This is a genomic window from Microcystis sp. M083S1 (assembly GCF_020246405.1).
Taxonomy (GTDB): Bacteria; Cyanobacteriota; Cyanobacteriia; order Cyanobacteriales; family Microcystaceae; genus Microcystis; species Microcystis aeruginosa_C.
Genome location: NZ_JADBTB010000224.1, coordinates 23,553 through 48,276, shown reverse-complemented (window position 1 = coordinate 48,276; position 24,724 = coordinate 23,553). Strand labels below are relative to the sequence as shown.

Annotated in this window: 16 protein-coding genes; 9 read left to right on the top strand and 7 right to left on the bottom strand. The window is 44.6% G+C overall.

The window, feature by feature from the left end; all coding sequences use genetic code 11:
* Positions 1-239: 239 nt before the first annotated feature.
* From nadB to IM450_RS20540, 3 genes are all read left to right on the top strand, one after another.
* Positions 240-1,907 carry an L-aspartate oxidase gene (gene nadB / locus IM450_RS20550; RefSeq protein WP_002800175.1) on the top strand — a complete coding sequence of 556 codons (1,668 nt, stop codon included), beginning with the start codon at positions 240-242 and terminating at the stop codon, positions 1,905-1,907.
* Positions 1,908-2,093: 186 nt separating this feature from the next.
* Positions 2,094-3,197 carry a HEAT repeat domain-containing protein gene (locus tag IM450_RS20545; protein ID WP_002800173.1) on the top strand — a complete coding sequence of 368 codons (1,104 nt, stop codon included), beginning with the start codon at positions 2,094-2,096 and terminating at the stop codon, positions 3,195-3,197.
* 9 nt (positions 3,198-3,206) lie between these two features.
* Positions 3,207-4,280, top strand: coding sequence for a glycosyltransferase family 4 protein (locus tag IM450_RS20540; RefSeq protein ID WP_287666079.1), 1,074 nt, complete (start codon positions 3,207-3,209; stop codon positions 4,278-4,280).
* Positions 4,281-4,572: 292 nt separating this feature from the next.
* Here the strand turns inward: IM450_RS20540 and IM450_RS20535 are convergent, their stop codons facing one another.
* On the bottom strand, positions 4,573-5,820 hold the full coding sequence (locus tag IM450_RS20535; protein WP_287666076.1) for a vanadium-dependent haloperoxidase: 1,248 nt from the start codon (positions 5,818-5,820) through the stop codon (positions 4,573-4,575).
* Between the two features lie 321 nt (positions 5,821-6,141).
* Between IM450_RS20535 and IM450_RS20530 the strand changes: the two genes are divergently transcribed.
* The 5 genes from IM450_RS20530 (at position 6,142) to IM450_RS20510 (ending at position 15,588) form a co-directional block, all read left to right on the top strand.
* Positions 6,142-6,411, top strand: coding sequence for a YciI family protein (locus IM450_RS20530; RefSeq protein WP_045358444.1), 270 nt, complete (start codon positions 6,142-6,144; stop codon positions 6,409-6,411).
* A gap of 173 nt (positions 6,412-6,584) precedes the next feature.
* Entirely contained in the window at positions 6,585-10,115 is a 3,531-nt protein-coding gene (gene smc, locus IM450_RS20525; protein ID WP_287666071.1) for a chromosome segregation protein SMC, read from the top strand.
* A gap of 283 nt (positions 10,116-10,398) precedes the next feature.
* Complete coding sequence (locus IM450_RS20520; protein ID WP_287666069.1) at positions 10,399-11,979, top strand: photosystem II high light acclimation radical SAM protein; 1,581 nt, start codon at positions 10,399-10,401, stop codon at positions 11,977-11,979.
* A gap of 42 nt (positions 11,980-12,021) precedes the next feature.
* Entirely contained in the window at positions 12,022-13,527 is a 1,506-nt protein-coding gene (locus IM450_RS20515; protein ID WP_287666066.1) for a WD40 repeat domain-containing protein, read from the top strand.
* 180 nt (positions 13,528-13,707) lie between these two features.
* Positions 13,708-15,588: a DNA-directed RNA polymerase subunit gamma gene (locus IM450_RS20510; protein WP_002737004.1), complete on the top strand. Its 1,881-nt coding sequence runs from the start codon at positions 13,708-13,710 to the stop codon at positions 15,586-15,588.
* Positions 15,589-15,628: 40 nt separating this feature from the next.
* On the opposite strand, the gene IM450_RS20505 is transcribed toward IM450_RS20510, so the two are convergent.
* From IM450_RS20505 to ileS, 4 genes are all read right to left on the bottom strand, one after another.
* Entirely contained in the window at positions 15,629-16,045 is a 417-nt protein-coding gene (locus IM450_RS20505; RefSeq protein WP_002762767.1) for a RidA family protein, read from the bottom strand.
* Positions 16,046-16,170: 125 nt separating this feature from the next.
* Positions 16,171-16,536, bottom strand: a complete 366-nt coding sequence (locus tag IM450_RS20500; RefSeq protein ID WP_353845366.1) for an endoribonuclease — start codon at positions 16,534-16,536, stop codon at positions 16,171-16,173.
* A gap of 124 nt (positions 16,537-16,660) precedes the next feature.
* Complete coding sequence (locus IM450_RS20495) at positions 16,661-17,770, bottom strand: DUF262 domain-containing protein (RefSeq protein WP_287666060.1); 1,110 nt, start codon at positions 17,768-17,770, stop codon at positions 16,661-16,663.
* Positions 17,771-17,854: 84 nt separating this feature from the next.
* Positions 17,855-20,713, bottom strand: a complete 2,859-nt coding sequence (gene ileS / locus IM450_RS20490) for an isoleucine--tRNA ligase (protein WP_008202857.1) — start codon at positions 20,711-20,713, stop codon at positions 17,855-17,857.
* A gap of 209 nt (positions 20,714-20,922) precedes the next feature.
* Here ileS and IM450_RS20485 point away from each other — a divergent pair, with 209 nt between their 5' ends.
* Entirely contained in the window at positions 20,923-21,495 is a 573-nt protein-coding gene (locus tag IM450_RS20485; RefSeq protein ID WP_287666056.1) for a Uma2 family endonuclease, read from the top strand.
* Positions 21,496-21,530: 35 nt separating this feature from the next.
* Here the strand turns inward: IM450_RS20485 and IM450_RS20480 are convergent, their stop codons facing one another.
* Positions 21,531-22,172, bottom strand: coding sequence for a Uma2 family endonuclease (locus IM450_RS20480; RefSeq protein ID WP_287666053.1), 642 nt, complete (start codon positions 22,170-22,172; stop codon positions 21,531-21,533).
* A gap of 35 nt (positions 22,173-22,207) precedes the next feature.
* Positions 22,208-24,556, bottom strand: a complete 2,349-nt coding sequence (locus tag IM450_RS20475; RefSeq protein ID WP_287666050.1) for an HD family phosphohydrolase — start codon at positions 24,554-24,556, stop codon at positions 22,208-22,210.
* Between the last annotated feature and the right edge of the window lie 168 nt (positions 24,557-24,724).

Here is a 24,724-nt window from a genome sequence, read left to right as displayed (position 1 = left end):
CGCTTCCAGAGCGAAAAACTGGCTTGTTCGGGGTTTCCTCCTTGGTAGAGTTCCTGTTTGGCTACAGGATTTTTCCCCACACCCTACCCCCTACACCCTACCCCCTGTCCACACTTCAAGCTGGTTGTCACCCCTTCAGGAATCTGGCATACTGCCCCAAGGGAAAGACCGGGGATTTTTGCCAGAGCTATAGAGAAATGGAATGCTAGAATAAATAGAATTTATCAATTAACTCCTACATGGTCGTTTCCTCGCAACTGCCGAGTTATCAAGATGTTTTAGTGGTGGGATCGGGAGCGGCGGGATTGTATGCCGCACTGTGTTTACCCCCTAACTTAAAGGTGGGTTTAATTACCAAAGAAGATTTAAAAACCGGGGCTAGTGATTGGGCGCAGGGAGGAATTGCGGCGGCCACGTCCCCGGCAGATTCCCCCGTTTTCCATTTAGAAGATACCCTGAAGGCCGGAGCGGGCTTATGTGATCGCTATGCCGTCCAGTTTTTAGTTGAGAAGGCCCCCCAAGCGATCGCTGATTTGCTGCGGTTAGGAGTTAGTTTTGATCGCTCTGGAGACGACTTAGCCCGCACTCTTGAGGCTGCCCATTCCAGGGCCAGGGTGCTACACGCAGCCGATCGCACTGGGAGAGCGATCATCAGTACCCTGATGGAAAAAGTGACCGAGCGCTCCAATATTACCATTATTCCCCAAGCGATTGCGCTGAAACTCTGGCTTGACCCGGAAAGGCAACGCTGTCAAGGTATTTGTTTACTCCATCAAGATCATCTCTGTTGGCTGCGAGCGCAAGCAGTCATTCTGGCTACGGGAGGCGGCGGTCAAGTCTACGCCCAAACTACCAATCCCGCCGTTAGCACCGGGGATGGAGTCGCCCTGGCTTGGCGTGCTGGGGCAGTGATTCGCGACCCAGAATTTTTTCAGTTTCACCCCACCGCCTTGACTGTGCCGGGGGCTCCGCGGTTTTTAATTAGTGAAGCGGTGCGCGGCGAAGGAGCGCATTTAATTGATGCCCAGGGGCGGCGTTTTGCCTTCGATTATCATCCGGCCGGAGAATTGGCCCCCCGGGATGTGGTGAGTCGGGCGATTTTTAGCCATTTGCAAAAAACCTCCGACGATCCCGCCCATGCCAAAGTATATCTAGATTTAAGACCGATCGAACCGGAGCGTCTGCGTTATCGTTTCCCCAATATTATCCGCATCTGTCAAAAATGGGGCATTAATGTGTTTGAAGATGTGATTCCCGTCGCCCCCGCCGCTCACTATTGGATGGGGGGGGTGGCCACCGATTTAAACGCCCGCACTTCTCTACCCGGTTTGTATGCGATCGGCGAAGCCGCTAGTACAGGTGTTCATGGAGCCAATCGTTTAGCCAGTAATTCTCTCTTGGAATGTATTGTCTTTGCGGCAAGTTTAGTTGAAATAGGTCTAGAGCCGGAAAACTTTCGTGGGGAAAGACCAGAAAAACCCTTAGAAATTGCGGAAAACTGGCAGGAAGAACAGGAAGACTGGCAAAAAGTACGGAAAGAATTACCGATTTTAATGTGGGAAAATGCGGGAATTTGCCGATTTCAAAATGAGTTAGAAATTGCTATCCTACGGGTGCAACAGTGGAAACAACAGTTACAATCCTTAAAGATGGGCCAATTTCTCCAGAATCTTCTCCCCGACAAAGGACAATTATTTTTGTGTCCTTCGGTGCAGTTAGAAATAAGAATAGCGATCGAGACATTAAATCTTCTAGATATCGCCGACTTAATTCTGGAAAGTGCCTTATTACGAGCAGAAAGCCGAGGCGGTCACTATCGGGGCGATTATCCAGAAACTGTAGCTAATTGGCAATTCCACACGACTATTCAGGGTCGAACATGGCGCAAAACTCCTGTGCAAGCTTAATTAAGCCAGTTTTTCACAGATAATCCCTGAGCGCTAAACAGCCCTACTATTCGCCCCACGCTCACCGGAGGGTTTTCCCCAATCACCAGCGTCCATGACTTATATCTGGAGTTGAGTGCTTTTGATTTATGGCTTTTAGGCTATCATACTTTTACCCTCCCCCCCCTAAACTATCACATCAACTCTATGATAAAACCCAATTTCCTATTGTTGTTAGCTATCAGTGTCAGCAGTTGGGGTCATGATTTTCAGGCTGTACCCAAGGCTAACGCTCAAACTCCACCTAGGTTAGAGCAACCCCAGACTGTCGCCACTTACGATCAGTTGATGAAAGCTGGTTACGAAGCCACAGCCCAAAAAAATTACCAACTCGCCCTGGAAAAATTTCAACAAGCTCTGGCACAACGTCCGAACGATACCTCTGCTCAAAATGCGATTGCTGATACGCAGAAGTATCTAGGTCAAACCGGCACGGTTGCCAACACTGCCGCCAAAAATGAGAATTTGTCAATACCATTAATTGCTGGCTCGGCCCTGTTATCCATCGCTTTATTGGCAGCTTTACTATCGCTTTTCTTTCAATACCGTCCCAAGAACAAAGCCTCAAAACGCCGCAAAAAAACCACTTACGTCAATCCTAAAAACCCACTCAACAAATTTTTTGAGGGCAATGGCAATTCCTTCGGTGCGGACACCAAAACCAGCAGTGAGATTAATGACAATTGGGAGGATGATTTCGCGTCTTCTTTGCCCGTACAAGCTACCTCCCGCATCCCGAACGCAGACTTAATCCTGAGTTTAATTGAAAGTCTCCGCGATGACGATCCCCGTACCCGTAGAAGGGCGGTTTGGAAACTGGCACAGATGTCCGATTCTAGGGCAATGCAGCCTTTAGTCGATAGCATGGTGGATGGGGATTCCTACGAACGCAGTTTAACCCTAGAAGCCCTCGCCCAAATCTGTACCCGCTCCCTGCGTCCGATGAACCAAGCTTTGGCTATCTCTCTCCAGGATAAAAATCCCCAGGTGCGGAAAAATGCTATTCGGGATTTAACCAGACTCTACGATGTCATGTCTCAGATCAGTCAATTAATTTGTCATGCCCTCGATGATCCCGATGAGGAAGTGCAAGAAACAGCACGCTGGGCAATTAGACAGTTAAATCTGCAATTAGCTCCCCGTTTAGATATTGCTCCCCTAGAAACTACTGGTGAACCAGAAGATGACGATGTACAGGATACTTCCTTCACCGACACCACACCGACCTTCACCGAAACTACACCCAACTGAGGTGCAAAATTGAGTCGAAAACTGTTATTTATCTCCACCCCCGTGGGATTTTTGGGATCGGGGGGCGGCGGTGGCGTAGAATTAACTATTTATAATCTCGCTCGCACTCTGACTAAGCAAGGCTATCTGGTGCGGGTAGTGGCTCCAGAGGCCTCGCAATTGCAGGATATACCCTTGATCACGATAGCGGGCAATGCCCAGATTTCCGCCCAAAGTCAGGGCCGGGAAGCCCCGATTTTAATGCCGGAAAATGCCGTTTTGGCCAATATGTGGCACTACGCTCAACAAGTACAAAGTCAGTACGATTTAATTGTCAATTTTGCCTACGATTGGCTCCCTTTTTATCTCACTCCTTTTTTTGCCACTCCCGTCGCCCATTTAGTCAGCATGGCTTCCGTTTCTTTGGCGATGGATCATATTATTGAAAAAACCTACAGCAATTTTCCCCATTTACTCGCTTTTCACACCGTCACCCAAGCAGCAACTTTCTCAATATCTCCCCCCTATCGCTGTTTGGCTAATGGTTTAGACGTATCTTTGTATCAGTTTCGGGCCGCTCCCTCCCCCTGTCTAGCCTGGGTGGGACGGATTGCCCCGGAAAAAGCTTTAGAAGATGCGATCGCCGCTTGTCAACGGTTGGGTGTGCCTTTACGCGTTTTCGGTCATATTTCCGATCCTCTCTACTGGCAAAATTTACAGGATACCTATAGTTTCGATTTAGTCGATTATCGCGGGTTTTTGCCCACTGGGAGCCTACAAAAAGAGCTAGGCGACTGTTTTGGCCTGTTGATGACCCCGCGCTGGGTTGAGGCTTTTGGTAACGTGGCTATTGAAGCTTTAGCCTGTGGTGTTCCCGTAGTTGCCTATCGTCGCGGTGGTCCGGTAGAAATTATTGAAGATGGAAAAACTGGTTTTTTAGTTGAACCCGATAGTATCGAGGGATTAGTTACAGGAATTAAAAATTTAGACCGGATCGATCGATATTCTTGTCGTGCAGTAGTCGAGCAAAAATATTCCCTAGAAGCTTTAGGAAATCGAGCTATTAATTGGTTTGAAGAAATTTTTGCTCGCAGTCAAAAATAAATAGGCTCTCTTGGTTTAGTCCGGTTAAATCTTTATCCCAGAAGGGTTCGGGATCAACCACAGAGCCACAAAGAACACAAAGATTGATCGATCCTATGATAAGTTATACCATTTCTCTAAATGAAAACTACACATCGAATTTAAGTCACCCTTTTTAAGGGGGATTTAGGGGGATTAAACTTCTGTAGTCAGACTTTGGAGAATTGGTATTAAACTTATCACACAGAACCTAGAAGAGCCAAAAACGCCTACCTCAAACTAATGGGTAGGCGTAGTTTATCGATTACTCTACCTAAACTTTCTGTAAAACTTTGGCATAGACAAAATCAGCCAACTGTGTACCCGACCAGAAACCGTGGTCACCGTCCCATTGAAAGTGAACCCCCAGATAAACACGGCTGCGTCCATTTTCCAAAGCCGCCGAACTAAAACTATTATAGGTGCGTTTAATCCCCTCGGCGTTAGGATCGTCCGTGTCGGCGGTAAAAGTGACGTTATCAGTACCAAAGAAATTACGCATAATCCCAGCGTGGGCCGCCCCAAAAGTGGCATGACCAGAAACATAGGCAGGGAAAGCGGGACTAAAACGCTGACCGGCGGTATTAATTGATAGGGGTTGCCAATTGGGATCAGCTTCGGTTAAAAAATTACCATCTTGATCGGCCAGACGGATCGCTGTTTCCGGTCGCCAGAGATTAATCGGCAGCCGGTACTTAGCATCCCACGCCACAATAGCGGCATCACCCATGACTAAACCCACTAGAGCAAATAAACGCGCTGTTTCCAGTAGAGATAAATTTCTTTGTTGGGCAACAATTTGGGTAATGCGGAACAGATGGCCGGGGGGTTTATAGGTTCCATCCACATCATTCGCCCAGAAAAAGGCAATTCTAGTCTGTGCAGCAGTACGCGCAGAGGAATTGGCCGCCCCTAACAGTTTGACTTCGTTAAACTGGGCCGCATATTCAGGACTACGGAGAAGGTCGATTTTATTAGCATAGTTACCCGGAAAGGGCGCCCGAAATTGACGACCAGAAGTCATGACAAAGGGAGTCACGTCCGGCCATTGGGGGGCAACCGCATCCCCAGATCCTGTCGGTCGCCAATCCCCCGGCTGATTACCCGGTTTATACAGGGGAGGTTGGTCAGAACCGTCATTCTGACGCAGGGTGAGAATGGAATCGGCCACGGCCTGCCCAAAGGTTTTACCTTTGGTATCGGCATCGGACATCTTAACCACGTTTAATCTTTGCAGGGATGTATCCAAAGCAGTATTAAAAGTCATGGTCAGATTGACATAAATTCGGCTAAGAATACGATGGGCCGCATAAACCGCCGCTATTTCAGGAGAAGTACCGGGATCAGGCTTTAACTTTAAATTGCTAGGATAGGGACTGTATAAATTCCCCGAAAGGGCATTAATGGCGTTAAACATCGCCACCTGTAACATCGCCCCCGCCCGGGCAATCGGTGTCGGACCGCCACCAATTTTCCGAATAGTTTCTAAAAAAACGTCATTCCACTCGATAATTACGTTCATATCGTTACCTCCTTTAATATCGCAACTTTGACTTAACAGCCCCAGTCTATTGGATAAGTTCAACAGTAACCATAGAAGTTTAGGCTGTTAACAAGAAGTTAAGTGACGTAAATCCCACTTTAAAGCACTGGCAATTTGTCAACTACTTTTTACAAAAATTAACTATTGCAGTTATTACTTATCAGATTTGACTGTTCAGTTCACTGATGACTGTTGACTGATAACCGAAAAACCTACCACTTGCCACTTTTCTAGAGCGATTTAGTCTGATTGACGATTCGATCGTAAAATAGCAACAGATCAAGAGAGTACAGGTCAAATATGCCGAAATTTGTTGTCTGGGGTAGTTATTGTGAAAACGTGCTGGAAAAACGCGCACCCTATCGTCAAGCGCATCTAGAGGGATTAAATCAACAGAAAGAACGGGGAATTCTCGTTACTATCGGACCAACGGCAGATTTAAGCCAAGTTTTCGCAATTTATCAGGCAGCCAGCGAGTCAGAAGTGCGAGAATTAATCGAAGCGGATACCTACTGGCAAAATGGCATCTGGACAGAGTACCAAGTCAAGGAATGGATTCAAGCCATTTAAGGGGACTATCAGCTATATTTTTCTATAAGGGTGTTGTCATAAAATTTTCCAACTACGCAACTAATCAAACTCATCTCCGGTCAAGTCTGAGGATATTGTCAAGGATAAACCGGAGTTATCCCTTATCGATTCAAGCTGACAGCTGATAGCTTGCCTACTTTTTGCTTATCGCCATGGTTTACATCAAAAAGGTCGAACTCTCACACTTCAAATCCTTCGGGGGAACGACTCCCATCCCCTTTTTACCGGGGTTTACGGTGGTTTCTGGTCCAAATGGTTCGGGAAAGTCGAATATCCTCGACGCATTGCTATTTTGCTTGGGATTAGCTACTTCCAAGGGAATGCGGGCCGAAAGATTACCGGATTTAGTCAATCATAGCTATAACAGTCAACGTCATAGCACCGAAGCGAGCGTTTCGGTGACTTTTGATGTTAGCGATATTCCCGACGCAACCGATAGGGATTGGACGGTTTCCCGACGCTTAAAAGTGGCTAAGGGTGGCAGCTATACTTCTACCTACTATATCAATGGGGAAACCTGTACGGTTAGCGAACTTCACGACCAATTAAACCGTTTACGCATCTATCCCGAAGGGTATAACGTGGTGTTACAGGGGGACGTAACCCGAATTATCAGCATGAATGCCAAGGAAAGACGGGAAATTATCGACGAATTGGCAGGAGTAGCCGAATTTGACCGCAAAATTGAGAAAACTAAGGAGAATATCGATTCGGTTAAAGAAAGGGAAGAACGCTGCCAAATTATTGCCACAGAATTGCAAAAATCTCTGGAGAAATTAGCACTCGATCGCATTAAAGCCGAAAAATACCAAAAACTCAAGGCCCAAGTCCAAGAAAAACAACAATGGGAAATTGTCCTGCATTGGCAAAATCTCCAGCAGCGCTGCCAGCAAGTACAAGGACAAATTCAAGCTGGGGAAAGGGAAAAACAGGTTTTAACCGAGAATATCGCCAATTTATCCGAACAAATCGCCCAAAATAGTCAAGAATTAGAGAAACTCAATCAACAGGTTAAAGCTTTTGGGGAAGATGAACACCTGTCCCTAACTTCCCGATTAGCGAGTCAACAGGCCAAACGACAACAACAGCAACAACGACAAAAAGAGTTAGAAAACCTTGAAAAAGAGTCTCAGGCACAGAAAACCAGACTTTTAGAGGAAATTAATCGCTATAATCTCGAATTAAATCAGATTACTGCCCAAAAAAGCCGTTTAGAAACTGAAATTTTACCCAATCTCCTACTGACAACCCAAACCGCAAGGGAAACCCTAGAAAACCATCGTCTGCAAGCAAGTAGTCTCGCAGAAGCGTCAGAAGCTTGGGTAAAAGAACAAAGTGACCTTTCCCGCAATATTACCCGTCTTCAGGAACAATTAAACCCCTACCGTAGCCAACGGGCCCAATTGACCGAAAGATGCGATCGATTGCAAACTAATATAGTAGAAGCTGGTCAACGTCTGCAAGAATTAGAGCAAGTCATTAGCACAAAAACAGAAGAAAGTCAAGAAATATTACAAAAAATTAATCAATCGGAACCCGATATCCAAAATTTAGCCCAAAAACTCACCATTGCCGAACAAAATCGCGTTATCAGTCAGGACACCCAAAAACGTCTGCTAAAAGAACAACGGGACAAACAGAGGGAATTAGATAAACTGGAAGCGACCAAGCAAGCGCAACAGGAGGCCCAGGGAACCTATGCCACTCAAATATTATTACAGTCAGATTTGCCCGGAATCTGCGGATTAGTGGCACAATTGGGGGAAGTAGAGGAACGTTATCAAATTGCTCTGGAAATCGCCGCCGGAGGTCGTTTAGGTCATGTAGTCGTCCAAGATGATAGCGTCGCGGCTGCCGGAATTGCCTTACTAAAACAGCGTCGCATCGGTAGGGCCACTTTTTTACCCCTGAATAAAATTCGTCCTCCCCGTCCCCAGGATATTTCCTCTCTGCGTCATGCGCGGGGTTATCTGGATTTAGCGGTGAATTTAGTTAAGTTTCAACCCCAGTATCGGGAGGTTTTTAACTATATTTTTGGCAGTACCGTGGTTTTCGAGGATATAGATTCTGCCCGTTATTATATCAATCAATATCGCATCGTTACTTTGGATGGCGAGTTATTAGAGATGACTGGCGCTATGACCGGAGGCAGCCAACCGACGCGATCGGGGCTGCGTTTTGGTAAAATTTCTGCCAAGGAGTCTAGTGAAGCGGAATCTCTACGGGAAAGATTAGCAGAAATCGATCGCATTCTTACCCGCAACGAAGAAAAAATTACTCAAGTTAATAATCTTATCAGTCAGTTAACCCAACAGTTAACCGAAACCCGTCAAAGTCATCGGGAAAATCAATTATCTCTACAACAATTAAGCAAGGATTTACAACGTTTAACCACAGAAAAAGAGGATTTAAACCGTCAATTATCGGGCCAGCAAGAGGAAATTACTATTTCTCGTCAACGGTTAGAAGTATTAACCAGAGAAATTCCTGATTTAGAGTTATCTTTACAGGAAGAACAGGAGAAATTAACTGCTTTAGAGGCCAATCATACCCATAGCGAATGGCAACAGGTACAGGGAATAATTCGCGCTCAAGAATTGGAGTTAAAAACCCAAGAAAATCACCTCGCTACAGTCCGCGAACAGTTGAAAGATTTACAAAGTCAACAGATCAGACTAGAGGAAAAAAGTCAAGAGTATGGGGATAGAATTATTGAGATTGAGAAAATAATCACCGATGCAGTTAATCAGAGAAATATCGGTAATCTGGAGATAGAAAAACTTGATCGCCATATTTTAGAAATCAATCAAGCTTTACAGCAATTATCGCAACAACTAGGGGAAACCAAGCAAAAAAGAGACCAGTTAGAGACAGTTTTGCGACAACAACAAAACCAACAACAACAGGCTATCTGGCAATCGGAAAAGTTAGTCAACAATCAAGAAGAAAGACAAGCATTACTAACCACTTTACAGACAGAAATTAGTCAACTAGAAAGCGACTTACCCAATCCCTTGCCCGCAATTCCCGAAAGTGAGCGGGATTTCGAGAAAATTCAAAGCGATATTCGGCAGCTACAAAAGAAATTAGAAGCTTTAGAACCTGTGAATATGTTAGCTTTAGAAGAATACCAAAAAACCAAAGAGAGATTAGATGAACTATCAGAAAAACTGCAAACTCTAGAAGGAGAAAGAACCGAACTACTTTTACGCATAGAAAACTTTACCACCCTCAGATTTAATGCTTTTCAGGAAGCATTTACTGCTGTTAACGAAAACTTTAAGAATATATTTGCTACCCTGTCCGATGGTGATGGTTACTTGCAATTAGAAGACGAAAATGACCCCTTTAATGGTGGCTTAAATCTGGTGGCACATCCCAAAGGAAAACCCGTACAGCGATTAAGTTCCATGTCTGGAGGTGAAAAATCTTTAACCGCTTTAAGCTTTATTTTTTCCCTACAAAGATATCGTCCTTCTCCCTTTTATGCGTTTGATGAAGTGGATATGTTTTTAGATGGGGCCAATGTGGAGAAATTGGCCAAAATGATTCAAAAACAAGCACAACAAGCGCAGTTTATTGTCGTTAGTTTGCGTCGTCCCATGATTGAAGCATCGGAAAGAACCATCGGTGTCACCCAAGCGCGGGGAACCCATACACAGGTACTAGGAATTAAAGTTTAACCTTAGACGCAAGTGGGGTGTGGGAATTATGAATTATGAATTATGAATTATGAATTGGGGTGTGGGGTGTGGGGTGTGGGGTGTGGGGTGTGGGGTGTAGGGTGTGGGGTGTGGGGTGTGGGGTGTGGGGTGTGGGGTGTGGGGTGTAGGGTGTGGGGTGTGGGGAGTTTTCTCAGTGAACTGATAACTGATAACTGATAACTGATAACTGCCAGAAAAGCCCAGCAAAGTTAAGTTATATTAAGATTACTCAGAATGCGTCCTCGTCCCATTCAGAAATCTCATGACTCAACCGCAAGCGCAACGCATCCTCTACGTTAGACTCCCCTGTAACCCCATTTTCCCCATCGGTGTGGTTTATCTTTCCGACCACGTCCATAAACTATTCCCCGACATCGAACAAAGGATTTTTGACCTTGGTGCAGTCCCCCCCTTAGACTTTAACCAGTCCCTCGATCGCTGTGTTGACGAATTTCGGCCCACCCTGCTAGTATTCTCCTGGCGGGATATTCAAATATATGCCCCCGTCGGTGGTCGCGGTGGTAATCCCCTGCAAAACGCCTTTGAATTTTACTACGCTAAAAACCCCCTAATCAAGCTGCGAGGTGCTTTAGGCGGTTTAAAGGTGACAACCGCCTACTACGGTGAATTATGGCGCAATCAGGGACTAATTCGCCGCGGGTTGCAGCGGGCCAAAAAATACCATCCCGAAGCGCGAGTTATCGTCGGGGGTGGTGCCGTCAGTGTTTTCTACGAACAACTAAAAACCAAACTGCCCACAGGAACAATTGTATCAGTGGGAGAAGGGGAAACCCTGCTAGAAAAATTCCTCTCCGGCCGGGACTTTAGCGATGAACGTTGTTATGTCGTCGGAGAAACCACACCCCGGCCGCGTTTAATCCACGAATCCCCCACCCCCTTAGAGAAATCCGCTTGTAACTACGACTACATCGCCAGTATTTGGCCGGAATTTTCCTACTATTTCCAAGAAAACGACTTTTATATCGGGGTACAAACCAAGCGCGGCTGTCCCCATAACTGCTGCTACTGCATCTATACCGTCGTCGAAGGGAAACAAGTACGCATTAATCCCGCCGATGAAGTAGTTAAGGAAATACGCCAATTATACGACCGCGGCATTCGCAATTTCTGGTTTACCGATGCCCAATTTATCCCCGCCAGAAAATTTATCGACGATGTAGAAGAACTATTAGAAAAAATCCTCGCCGATGGGATGAAAGATATCCATTGGGCTGCCTATATTCGTGCCGATAATCTCACCCCGAAACTGTGCGATTTAATGGTAAAAACAGGCATGAACTACTTTGAAATTGGCATCACCAGTGGTTCTCAGGAATTAGTCCGCAAAATGCGGATGGGCTATAATTTGCGGACAGTTCTACAAAATTGTCGAGACTTAAAAGCGGCGGGTTTTAATGATCTGGTTTCGGTAAATTATTCCTTTAATGTTATTGATGAAACCCTAGAAACTATTCGTCAAACTATCGCCTATCATCGGGAATTAGAAAACATTTTTGGAGTCGATAAAGTGGAACCAGCCATCTTTTTTATCGGACTACAACCCCACACCCATCTAGAAGAATACGCCTTGAAAAAAGAGATTCTTAAACCCGACTACGATCCCATGAGTTTAATGCCCTGGACAGCCAAAAAACTGCTCTGGAATCCTGAACCTTTGGGGTCATTCTTTGGCGAAGTTTGTCTGCAAGCATGGCGACAAAATCCCGATGATTTTGGACGGGAAGTGCTGAAAATTTTGGAAGCAAGACTAGGGAAAGCCGATTTAGAATCCGCTTTAACCGCACCGATAGAAACTAAGGAAAAAGTCTTAATTACCGCTTAAAAATTAATTTTAGTCAATCCGAAGGCGGCAATTAGCGTTACCATGAGTCTGAAATCAGGAGATCATCAAAATCCCTTTACCGGTAACTGCAAAATGACCGACCATCGCCCCCATGGGCTAGAATTAGCGGAATATATCGCCCTAGGATTAACCCTGCTTACCCTTATCGCCATGGGTGCGGGGTTTTTGCCTTTGTTCCTCCTAGTCGTGACTTTCGGGTTAAATATTCTCAATCGTCTCCGAGAGAGAAACAGGCAACGTCAACGCTTAACCGAGATGGCCGGTCATTTACAGGAGCAGTGGGAAGAAGAAAAAGAAGCTTTATCGGCACAAATACAGTCCCTCGATCCCGCAGCAGCCAAGGATAACGCCCTTGCGGTCGCAGAATTAGAGGAGAATATTCTCGCCCTCGAACAGTCCTACAATCAAATTATTCAATATATCAACCGTAACGCGCTGCTGGAACGCATCGAACATCTGGAAAAATCCTACGGTCGCTTACAAAGAGAGATTTTACCGATTAACGAAGAATCGGCGGATATTACCGCCACAAAAGCGGAAAATGAGCCACAAATCACCCTACCCACCCTTAATTTAACTCCCACTTCCCCCCCTGTCCCCCATTGGCACTATTATCGCCGTCTGAGCGCCCATCGGGAAATGATTACAGCGATCGCAATTACCGAGGATCAACGGTTTTTAATTAGCGTTAGTTGGGATCGTACCCTAAAAATCTGGGATTTTGCGAGGGGAACCCTGATTAATACGTTGGAAGCTCACGATCAGGGCATTTTAGCCCTAGCAGTTACCGGAAACGGCGATTATCATCTAGCGACGGGAGGATTCGATCAAACCGTTAAATTATGGACTTTAGCCAGCGATGGCAGTAATCTGGAATTAGATCAAATTTTCCTCGGTCATCTCGGTTCGATTCACGGCCTAGATTTTGCCTCTCGGTGGCATTTTTTGGTTAGTGGTAGTTACGATCAAACCCTAAAACAGTGGAATTTAGAGCAGGAAACCGAAGAATTTAGCTCCTATGACAGTCTGGGGGCAATTTATGCCCTAGCGGTGGCTCCTAATCAAGATTTTATCGCTGCAGCTGGAGGTGATGGCACTGTCTCCCTCTGGCAATTGGGATCGGGAGAAAAAATCGCCGTCCTATCCGGTAACGTTTCTTCGGTGCAGAGTCTGGCGATCGCTGCTGATAGTCAGATTATTGCCGCCGGTTGTGTGGATGGGACGGTGAAAATCTGGCAATACGACCCCGAGAAAAGCGGTTATTTTGCGCCAATTCGGGTGATAAATGCCCATAATGGTCAGGTGACAAGCTTGGTATTCGCAGAGGAGGGTCAATGGTTATTTACTGGGGGAACCGACGGAGAGATTAAAATCTGGTTAGCCAATTCTCAACAGGCGATCGCAACTCTCACCGCTGCCGATGGGCGATCATCGCCGATCTCCAGTTTAGTTCTCAGCCCCGATTATTGTCACCTAGCGGCGGCCGCGGCCGACGGCAGCATCACCATCTGGGAAAATATCACTTAATGGTCGATCGAACTAGAAAAATTGTATAATGTAATGTCCCGGACTCGGTCGGGCCAGTTTGACCCCAAGAAAAAGTGACTGAGTTAATTGTCGTTTCTGCCTAATAGTTGTCATCGGGGCATCGAGAACGCGAGAGCGATCGCTTATCCCAGAATCATTACCCATAGTAAAAAATTCAGAATGAAGACTCCAACAGATCAAAGATTTGATTACGTCAAAATCGGTTTAGCGTCCCCCGAGAGAATTCGGCAATGGGGAGAAAGAACTCTACCTAACGGTCAAGTCGTCGGAGAAGTAACCAAACCAGAAACGATCAACTATCGGACTCTCAAACCGGAAATGGATGGGTTATTCTGCGAGAAAATTTTTGGCCCCTCCAAAGACTGGGAATGTTGGTGCGGTAAATACAAACGCGTCCGTCACCGGGGGATTGTCTGTGAACGTTGCGGGGTAGAAGTCACCGAGTCCCGGGTACGTCGTCATCGCATGGGTTTTATCAAATTAGCTGCCCCTGTCACCCACGTTTGGTATCTCAAAGGTATTCCCAGTTATCTCAGTATCCTGCTCGATATGCCCCTGCGGGACGTGGAGCAGATCGTCTATTTTAATGCCTATGTGGTTCTCGATCCGGGTAATGCCGGCAATCTTAGTTATAAACAACTCCTCAGCGAAGATCAATGGTTAGAGATCGAAGAAGAAATCTACGCGGAGGATTCGGAATTAGTTGGCATTGAAGTGGGTATCGGGGCCGAGGCTATCCAAAGACTCTTACAGGAAATTAACCTGGAAGAAGAAGCGGAAAGACTGCGGACGGAAATTGTCGAAAGTAAAGGGCAAAAACGGGCAAAATTAATTAAACGTCTCCGGGTAATCGATAACTTTATCGCCACGGGTTCTCAGGCAGAATGGATGGTTTTAAGCGTAATTCCCGTGATTCCTCCCGATTTACGCCCGATGGTGCAGTTGGACGGCGGCCGTTTTGCCACCTCTGACCTGAACGATCTCTACCGTCGGGTGATTAACCGCAATAACCGTTTATCCCGTCTGCAAGAAATTCTCGCCCCGGAAATTATCGTCCGTAACGAAAAACGGATGTTACAGGAGGCCGTCGATGCTTTAATTGATAACGGTCGTCGCGGTCGCACGGTGGTGGGGGCCAATAATCGCGCCCTGAAGTCTTTATCGGATATTATCGAGGGTAAACAGGGGCGTTTCCGTCAAAATCTCCTCGGTAAACGGGTTGACTATTCGGGACGTTCGGTTATCGTTGTCGGTCCGAAGTTGAAGATCTATCAATGCGGTTTACCCCGGGAAATGGCGATCGAATTGTTCCAGCCCTTCGTTATCCATCGTTTAATTAAATTAGGCATCGTCAATAATATCAAGGCAGCCAAGAAAATGATCCAACGGGGGGATGCCAATGTTTGGCACGTCTTGGATGAAGTAATCACGGGACACCCGGTGATGTTAAACCGCGCCCCCACCCTGCACCGTTTGGGCATTCAAGCGTTTGAACCGATCCTGGTGGAGGGCCGGGCGATTCAGTTACATCCCCTCGTCTGTCCCGCTTTTAACGCTGACTTTGACGGGGACCAAATGGCCGTACATATTCCCCTCTCCCTGGAAGCACAATCGGAAGCGCGCTTGTTGATGTTGGCCTGTCATAATATTCTCTCACCGGCGACCGGTCGCCCGATTGTTGCCCCTTCTCAGGATATGGTTTTGGGTTGTTATTATCTCACGGCCGAAAATCCCAAGGCCCAAAAGGGTGGAGGTCGTTATTTCGCCAGCATGGATGACGCTATTCGCTCTTTCGATCAGGGATTGGTGGATCTGCACGCTTCTGTGTGGTTGCGTTTACCAGTCGGAGAAAAGGTGAAAACCAATAAACCCGATGAGGAAGTCCTGGAAACGGAAACTCTCCCCGATGGCAGCATCTGGAAATATTATCGGGAGCGCAAAACCCGGGAGAAGGATGGTGAGATAATTTCTCAGTATGTGCGTACTACTGTAGGGCGAATTATCTACAATAAGACGATTCTAGAAGCTTTGGTGGTCTAGAGAGAGATTAGGTTAGGGTGGGCAATGCCCACCTTAATTTTTAGGCTAAAGCGGCAATACATTCTATTTCCACTAGCACATCTTTGGGAAGACGGGCCACTTCCACACAGGCCCGGGCCGGGGCAGTTTCCGGGGGGAAATAACGGGCATAAACTTGATTCATCGCCCCGAAATTGGCTAAATCCGAGAGAAAGACGGTAGTTTTCACCACATTTGACCAATTAGCCCCAGCAGCGGTTAAAATGCCCTCTAGATTGGCCATAACTTGTTCGGTTTGGGCGCTAATTTCCCCGGAGACGATTTCACCCGTGACGGGATCTAGGGGAATTTGTCCCGCAACAAAGAGAAAAGGACCAGGAGCGGCGATCGCTTGATTATAGGGACCCACAGGGGCCGGAGCTTTATCAGTACGGATGACCTGATTATTCATGGGCAGGATAGTTAAAAAAGATGACATTGAATCAATTGAATATTTTCCCAGTTTTTCGATCGCTTGTAGTTAATTTTCGCCGGTTAGGGGATTTAATTTTGACTGATTGTCTTTGTCGAAGGTGCGCTAAAAGCGATTGTACGAGAAATAAGTCAACACTTATGACGCTGCAATTCTGCATCTAACTCTGTTAACAAAGCATATATTCTATCAAAATCATGTTTAGTTTTAGAAGGAGCGTCATAGGTTCTCAAAGTACCTTTAGTATGAGTATGAGCCGCTCGATTGCGACTTTTCTTTAGATTAACAAGATCACTTTTTAAAGCACTGATTTTACCAGTGTTTTCTAACTTTTCTTCGATTTTTTCTAATGTTGCTAAACCAATAACCATCATCAACATTTTTCTAAAAGGTTCATATTCAAAACTATGAGTACCACTAATAGTCTTATCGATGAATTTTTTGTTAGCTTCGGACTTTAAGCATCGTTTAGCACATCTTAAAACTATATCATCCATAGTTTCCTCGATCCAGCCACATAATTCTATAAGAGCTAGTTTAGAATAAAAAATCTTTTGATCATCACTTGTAGAGTCATTATAGAGTTTATCAAGCCTGTTTAGCGTCTTGAATAAATAACTTTTAGTAATCATTACCAGTAGATGAAAAAATTTTGATAGATGTATTAATTCTCTCTAAAGCCTTATCTTTTTGATAAATACCACTAGCTAAATTTTTAGTCAAAAATGGTTCAGATTTCATTAATCTAGAATACTTGTCTTGTAATTCATCATTGGAGAGATTGACTAAAGTATCTAAATTTTTGGCAACTCCTAACAGAATTCCCTCAGCAATAACTTTACTGGTTTTGAGAGGTTCCTCTTTGAAGATTCTATCATAAATCAAGTCAACAGTTTGCTTAAATAATTCATCTTTATCTTGAATAAAATCTTCATGAGCCAATCTATGTTTATACATATAATCATTTAAAAATCCGGTCAATTTCCCCTTGTAGTTCTGGTATCCATCATAAAAAGCAAAGAAACGAAGAACTAATTCTTCATCTTCAAATCGAGATGCTTTTTTCTGCTTTCGATCCATCAGCAAAAGCCAGTTTTCATATTGAGCGCATTCTTTTAAAAAAGTATTAAACTCGCCATTATAGATACAATTTCTGATCTCCTGATTATTAAGTTTTACTCCACCGGTATTTAAGCGATGGAAAATGTTAAAAATATAATTATTATGAGTTTTTTTGCTGGAGTCGTAGCGAATCATGGTGATGGGAATAGTCATATTTTCTACGCGTTCATATAATTCTTCATGCTGAGTTTTTATTTCCTCAACTGTTTTTCCAGAAATAGACGAATCTACATCAGCTAATTTTGATAGCTTCCAATTTTCAGTAGTTAAAAATTTGACGATGGTACTAATTCGTTGTAATCCATCGATGATATAGCGTTTATCTGTCTTATAGTCAAGACTAATACACATACTAGGAATCGGTAACTGTTTCATTAAACTATCAATAAAACGAGTTTGTTGTGCCTCACTCCATACCACATCTCTTTGAAAATCTGGATCGATAACCAATTGTTTTTTTTGATACATTCTAACTAGATCAGAGCAGGATCGCTGCTCATTGTAAGCAATAATATCTACAGGAGGAAAATCCACATCATCTTCTTCCTCTAGATACTTTTCTTCTTCGGCTGCTAGTAATTTCTCTTCTTGACTGAGATAATTAACCATAATTTTTATCCCTCCTAATATCTATAAAATTTTCACAGTTAAAAGGGTACTTTATTAGACAACAAAGCACCCTTTTAATTTAGCTTAGAACTCTCCTTTTAAAGCGGCATTACAGCGCTCGCAAATAGTGGGATCATCGGCAAATTTTCCCACTTGAGTGGAATAATTCCAACAGCGATCGCATTTTTCGCCGTCTGCTTTGACAATTCCCACCGAAACAAAGTCTGATTCTCCCTTATATTCTGCGGTTTGAATTGCGCTAATATCACTAACTAATTCCACTTGAGAAGAGAGAAATAGATAACGCAATTCATCGACTTTATTTCCCGTTAAACTATCACAATTGTTGAATAATTCTAACTCCTGTTGTAAGGTTTCATCGGGAACATAAAGTAAAACTTTTGCCTCTAAAGAAGCACCGATCGCCTTATCATTTCTGGCAGTTTCCATCACCTTATTAACTTCGGTGCGTAGCTGCCGGAATTTGGCCCATTTATCGGCCAATTCGCGATTATTCCAAGCAGGATCGATGTTTAGCCATCCTGACTCAAATACCGATAAATAAGGAGTTTTGTAGGGGAGAAATTGCCAGATATCTTCCGCTAGATGAGACAGGACAGGAGCGATCGCTTTAGCAAGATTTTCTAAAGCAATAGCATAGACTGTTTGACAACTGCGACGACGGAAAGAATTAGGATCAGAAATGTATAAACGATCCTTAGCGATGTCGATATAAAAGTTAGATAAATCGACAACACAAAAATTCTGTACCGTCTGGAAAAAGCGGAAGAATTGGAAACTTTCAAAAGCTGCCGTTACTTCCGTAAACACTTCCGAGATACGATGTAACATATAGCGATCAATCTCCGGTAGATCTTCATAAGCTACTGCATCTTTAACGGGATCAAAATCATTTAAACTCCCCAGTAAAAACCTGGCAGTATTACGGATTTTATTACGGATATCTACCAACTGTTTAAGAATATTTTGACCGATATTCACATCATTGGTATAGTCCACCGAGGACACCCATAACCGAATCACATCCACCCCATAAGCGGGTTCTTTTTTCTGGTCTTTACCCCCATTAATGATCACATTGGGATCGATGACATTACCCAGAGATTTACTCATTTTTCGTCCCTGTTCATCCAAAACAAAACCGTGAGTTAACACCGTTTTATAGGGAGCAATACCATTAGCAGCGACACTGGTTAATAAACTCGATTGAAACCATCCCCGATGCTGATCCGATCCTTCTAGATACATATCCGCAGGATAACTTAATTCTGGTCGAGCATTAGCCACCGCATTCCAACTAGAACCAGAATCAAACCACACATCCATAGTATCCATTCCCTTGCGATAACTGCGACCATTATCGCGATAACTAGGAGGCAATAATTCCTCTACGGATAACTCCCACCAAGCATTAGAACCCTTGACTGCGAAGATAGCTTGAACGTGATTAATCGTCTCCTCGGTTAACAGAGGTTCATTCGTTTCTTCGTCATAAAAAACAGGAATAGGAACCCCCCAACTGCGCTGACGAGAGATACACCAATCGCTTCTTTCACTAACCATAGAAGTGATGCGATTCTTACCCGTTGCAGGAATCCAACGCACCGAATCAATTGCTTCTAAAGCTAATTCCCGGAATCCTTCCACGGAAGCAAACCATTGTTCTGTTGCGCGGAAAATTGTCGGTTTTTTGGTTCTCCAATCGTAGGGATATTTATGCTGGTATGCTTCTTCTTTGAGTAAGGCACCCTTTTCTGTCAGTGCTAAAATAATTGCTTCATTAGCATCTTTCAAGACATTTAAACCCGCAAATTGTCCCGCTTCTGCGGTGAAATTTCCCTTATCATCCACGGGAGAAAGTATCGGTAAACCGTAACGTTGGCCGACGATATAATCCTCCTGACCATGGCCGGGGGCCGTGTGAACTAATCCGGTGCCGGAATCAGTGGTGACATAATCCCCACCGATGAGAATCGCACTTTCTCTGTCAAACAAAGGATGACGGTATTTAGTATGTTCTAATTCCAGACCTTTAACCGTTGCTTTAATCGTCAAAGTCCTGTTAAAAGTGTCGGCTAATTTTTCGACTAAATCCGTCGCTACAATTAGATAATTAGACTCGCTAGTTTCCACCACTGAATAGTTTAATTCTGGGTTTAATGCGACGGCCAAATTCCCGGGTAAAGTCCAGGGGGTAGTCGTCCAGATAGCCACGGATAAATTAGGCAAAAATGGCGTTAAAACTGGGGTTGAAACTGACGTAATTGGGAAAGCAACATAGACACTGCGGGAAGTGTGACCTTCGGGATATTCTAATTCTGCCTCAGCTAAAGCGGTTTGAGAACTAGGACTCCAGTGAACCGGTTTTAGTCCCCGATAAATATAACCTTTTAGGGCCATTTTTCCGAATACGGCAATTTGAGCGGCCTCGTATTCAGGTTGTAGGGTTAAATAGGGATTTTCCCAGTCTCCCCAGACTCCATACCTTTTGAAACCTTCACACTGTTCTTTTTGCGTTTGAAGGGCAAAATCGTGGGCTTTCTGACGTAATTTCAAAGGGGTTAGACCCTCTTTTTCCGAGCTTTTGAGACTTTGTAAAACCTTCAGTTCAATCGGCAACCCGTGACAATCCCAACCAGGCACATAGCGCACTTTGTAGCCTTGCAGCAGTTTATATTTATTGATAATGTCTTTGAGAATTTTATTTAAAGCATGACCGATATGCAGGGACCCGTTAGCGTAGGGGGGGCCATCGTGGAGAATAAATAATTCTTTGGGGTTATTTTGCGCTAATTTCTCGTATATTTGCTCATCTTGCCAGAATTTCTGGATTTCTGGCTCACGTTTACTGGCATTTGCTCGCATATCAAAGTCAGTTTGAGGCAAATTAACGGTATCTTTGTAACTTTTAGCGTTGGACATTCTAGCAAACCTATGGATATCAATCGTTTTCGGGATTCATTCCTAAATAACGTCCCTTTGAGAGTCGTTATCTCTAGTCTGTCACATAACTGTAATATAAATATTACAAGTGACAATCATTGATCTATAAGTCTAGCGAGATTGTGTCCAAGAGCGATGATTCCCAAAGGCTATAATTTAGTTATTCGAGAATAGGGAGCATGAGGACGATGGTGACGAATCCTAATTTTTTTTATGTCTCTCCAGAAGTGTATCTAGAAGGGGAAAGAGTCAGTCCGATCAAGCACGAGTACCGAAAAGGACGGATTTATGCGATGGTAGGCGCAAAAAAGCCGCATATCGTTTTATCGGCCAATTTAGCCAAGGTTTTAGGTAATCATCTCGATGATAGTCCCTGTCTTGTTCTCACTTCCGATATCAAAGTCCGGTTAGAGGAGGCAAATTGTTATTATTATCCCGATATTGCGGTGGTTTGTGACGAGAGAGAGATTAACAATACCGATGATTTTATTCTCTATCCCGTTCTGATTATTGAAGTATTATCGAAATCTACGGAATCCTTTGATAGGGGTGATAAATTCAGCGATTATCAAACCTGTCCCACCCTAAAAGAATATATTCTTATTCATCAAAACCAGATGAAAATTGAATGTCACCGTCGCGAGGATTCGGGAATCTGGAAAGAACAGATCTATGAAGCCGGGGATGAGGTAGAATTCACCAGTGTAGGATTCCGGGGATCGATCGCTTCTATCTATCGCAAAGTCCCCGGTTTGGCATGATTACAATTCTTTTTTGACATCGCACTTTTATGTCCCTAATTCTCTAAAGCTTCAAATTGACGTAAAGCAAGACTAGAACCTTGATTCCAGCCTAATTCAACATAATAGGGGAAAAGTTTCTTGATATTTATATCGGGAAAGAGACGACTATTTTCACTTTCTTGATAACCGTCTTCTCTGAACAGATATATTTTTAATTCTTCCCGACGATAAACCCACAATTCGGGGATTTTTAGCAATTGATAAGCCTCTACATCAGTCAGAGAAGTAAAATCCACTTCTATAGCTAAATCGGGAGGAGGATCGACAGTTAAATCAATTCTCTCTTTGCCTAAAATTGCCTGTCTATTATCAATATAAAAACAGGTATCTGGTTCTACTCCCGCTTCTCCCGGAATTTTCAAGGTAATTGGATCAAAACATTCCCAGTCTTTGCCTTGACGACGAAGGATAATTTTTACTAAATCACTTAAAAGATTGATACGTTTGCCATGACTTGGTAGGGGAGACATAAGCCGAATTTCTTGCGTTTTGCGATTAAAATAGAGTTTGGGATAGGTTTTTTGGAGACGTAAACTCAGCAATCTTTGGTAATCTTCCCAAGTCTGATGGGGAAAAATAACTTGACTGCCCGGAGATAAAGATAAAGTATTTTCGTTGAGAGTAATTAGGAGCATTTTGGTAATTATCCTTGATTTTTTGCTGTTATCTCTTATTTTTTTTCGGCTGAGGAGACTTCTAAAACTGCTTTCGGGTAGGCAATGCGTTGATGGTGGAATTGTTGCCAAACTTGCACAAAAATCTCGGCAATAATTGGTAATTCCTCCTGACGAATACCACTATCTACTAATTGTTGCTCGCGCCATCGGGCCTGAAAAATCTTTTTGATCATATCCATGGCTTGTTCTGGGGAGGCCTCCTTCAGCGATCGCAACGCGGCCTCGCTACTATCGGCTAACATAACGATCGCCGTTTCTCGCGATTGGGGAATCGGACCATCGTAGCGAAAGACCGCCTCATCGACGAATTCTTGACCATTTTGGGCGGATTTTTGCAAAGCTTGCTGATAAAAATAGGAAATTAAGAGATTACCTTGGTGTTCGGGAATAAAATCGCGGACGACTCGCGGTAAACCGTGTCTGCGGGCCATGACTAACCCTTCGCTAACGTGCTTTTTAATAATCTCGGCACTGACGTAGGGATCATTAATTTCATCGTGTTTATTCGGGCCACCCATTTGATTTTCAATAAAACCGAGAGGATCGTGCATTTTCCCGATATCGTGATAGAGGGTCCCCGTGCGAATTAATTCCACATTACAGTGCAGTTTTCGGGCGGCCGCTTCAGCTAAACAGGCGACAAAAAGGGTATGTTGAAAAGTACCCGGTGCTTCCGTGGCCAAACGTTTGAGCAAACTACAATTAGGATTGGACAACTCCACCAGACGAATGGGAGTGACCACATCGAAACAGCGTTCCAAATAGGGGGATAATCCTAGGGCGATTACCGTCCAAGCTATCCCCGATAGACCATAGACGAGGGCCGTGGGTAGTAGAGTATAGATGATCGTGCTGGCCGTGGCACTAACGATTAGGTAAGTGAGCAGATAAACACCGCCTTGGCTGACTCCGATTCCCATCCCTAGCAGCGATAATTCATCCCTAGAACGCAATTTTGCCGCTATCATAGCCGCTAATAGTCCCCCTATCGTCCCGGCGATTAAATCGGCGCTGATACCTTGGATGCTGAATAGGGAAAGACCGGCAGTTAAGAGGACCTGGGTGACGGCCAGAGTCGGGCCGTAGAAACTGCTGACTAATAAACCCACGGCTGCCAGATTGGTAAAGGGAATATTGGCGATCGCTAGGATCGGTGTGGTAAAACTTAGCAAACCCAAGAGAATAAAATCCCGGTGACGCAGAGGCCGATGGAGACGCTGAGCAACGAGACAAAAAGTCCCGATCGCGCTGGTGACAAGGATTGCCGTTGACCCTAAACCCATCCAGTTAATGCCCCGTTCGCTCAAACCAAAGCCATCAATGAGAACAAACTGAGCTTGAGTAATTTTTTCGCCTGCTTTAACGATAATTTGACCGGTTTGAGCGCTAGACATGACCATATCTACCGCTTCCACCGCTTTAGCGGCTTGTTCTTTGGTTGCCTCCCGATCTTCTATCAGGTTCGCTTCTCCCTCCAGGGCCGCTAGAAGGATATTTTCGGCTAAAGACTGCTGGCGACCGGTTAGGCGATCGCTGCTAATCTGCACGGCGATGGTATCCTGTAGATGACTGGTGGAAATCCCCGGGGGAATGCCTTGTATCAAAATCCGGCGCCCCGCTTGCAGGATGGCTTTTTCTAGGTTTTGCCACTCTCGATCGCCCATTTGGGCCACTGCGATCAGATCGGCGTATTTGAGTTTATTTAAGCTGGAATGCCGATAATTTTGGCTGGTTTGCTCCTTTATTTGCCGTAATTGCCCCAATCGATCAATAAATTGCTCAAAGTTCCCCTTGGCCAGGCGCTGACGATAGGCTTGGATTTCGTCTATAGCATATTCCTGCTCTTTTGTCAAGGGTTTCGTAAAAGATTCTTCATATTTGAGGCGGCTTTGTAGAGTTGACCATTGAGCGGCAGAAAAGGTGAGCAGCGTTTCCATTGTGGCGTTGGAAATATTTCTGCCCATTAAAATGGAATTTTTTCGCAGAATTGGGCTAATTTGACTTAATTGCCCTAAAGTGTCTCGCAGCGATCGCTCGATCTGGGCGGTGGTTTGGGGATCTCTTTTCAGCCGGGGAAGCAGTCCAGCCCGAATTTTTTGGCGTTTGAGGGCGGTGGTTTCTTGGTCTTGAAAACGGGCATCTTCGGGGGCGATAATCGTAACCGGGGAAATAGTCCCGACGGCCAATTTCGGCTGATTATAGAAACGATAACCGACCACGCTAGTCAGACAACCGACGGTAAACAGGAAGATTAAGGGTCGTCGCAGTTTACCCAGGGAGTAAGAGCGAGATTTTCGGGCAGAATCAGGAAAAACAGTGAAAGAATGCAGAAAATGATTCATAAATTCCAGCTAAATTCTATAAACTGCGCCACCATGCCCAGAGGAAAAATACCAGCAATTTGGTTTTGTGTTTCCCTTTCTATTTTAAGGACTCCCTGTACAAAAAAATTTTTTCTCGAAAGGTATCTAGGGGCTGCGGAAAAAGTTTGTTGGTGGGGTTAGGAGTCG

Bases quoted from the DNA above. Each gene is read 5' to 3' on its own strand.
- IM450_RS20485 (WP_287666056.1), top strand. From the start codon at position 20,923: ATGGTGACGAATCCTAATTTTTTTTATGTCTCTCCAGAAGTGTATCTA.
- IM450_RS20480 (WP_287666053.1), bottom strand. From the start codon at position 22,172: ATGCTCCTAATTACTCTCAACGAAAATACTTTATCTTTATCTCCGGGC.
- IM450_RS20530 (WP_045358444.1), top strand. From the start codon at position 6,142: ATGCCGAAATTTGTTGTCTGGGGTAGTTATTGTGAAAACGTGCTGGAA.
- smc (WP_287666071.1), top strand. From the start codon at position 6,585: ATGGTTTACATCAAAAAGGTCGAACTCTCACACTTCAAATCCTTCGGG.
- IM450_RS20535 (WP_287666076.1), bottom strand. From the start codon at position 5,820: ATGAACGTAATTATCGAGTGGAATGACGTTTTTTTAGAAACTATTCGG.
- IM450_RS20520 (WP_287666069.1), top strand. From the start codon at position 10,399: ATGACTCAACCGCAAGCGCAACGCATCCTCTACGTTAGACTCCCCTGT.
- ileS (WP_008202857.1), bottom strand. From the start codon at position 20,713: ATGTCCAACGCTAAAAGTTACAAAGATACCGTTAATTTGCCTCAAACT.
- IM450_RS20510 (WP_002737004.1), top strand. From the start codon at position 13,708: ATGAAGACTCCAACAGATCAAAGATTTGATTACGTCAAAATCGGTTTA.
- IM450_RS20545 (WP_002800173.1), top strand. From the start codon at position 2,094: ATGATAAAACCCAATTTCCTATTGTTGTTAGCTATCAGTGTCAGCAGT.
- nadB (WP_002800175.1), top strand. From the start codon at position 240: ATGGTCGTTTCCTCGCAACTGCCGAGTTATCAAGATGTTTTAGTGGTG.
- IM450_RS20495 (WP_287666060.1), bottom strand. From the start codon at position 17,770: ATGGTTAATTATCTCAGTCAAGAAGAGAAATTACTAGCAGCCGAAGAA.
- IM450_RS20500 (WP_353845366.1), bottom strand. From the start codon at position 16,536: ATGGATGATATAGTTTTAAGATGTGCTAAACGATGCTTAAAGTCCGAA.
- IM450_RS20515 (WP_287666066.1), top strand. From the start codon at position 12,022: ATGAGTCTGAAATCAGGAGATCATCAAAATCCCTTTACCGGTAACTGC.
- IM450_RS20475 (WP_287666050.1), bottom strand. From the start codon at position 24,556: ATGAATCATTTTCTGCATTCTTTCACTGTTTTTCCTGATTCTGCCCGA.
- IM450_RS20505 (WP_002762767.1), bottom strand. From the start codon at position 16,045: ATGTCATCTTTTTTAACTATCCTGCCCATGAATAATCAGGTCATCCGT.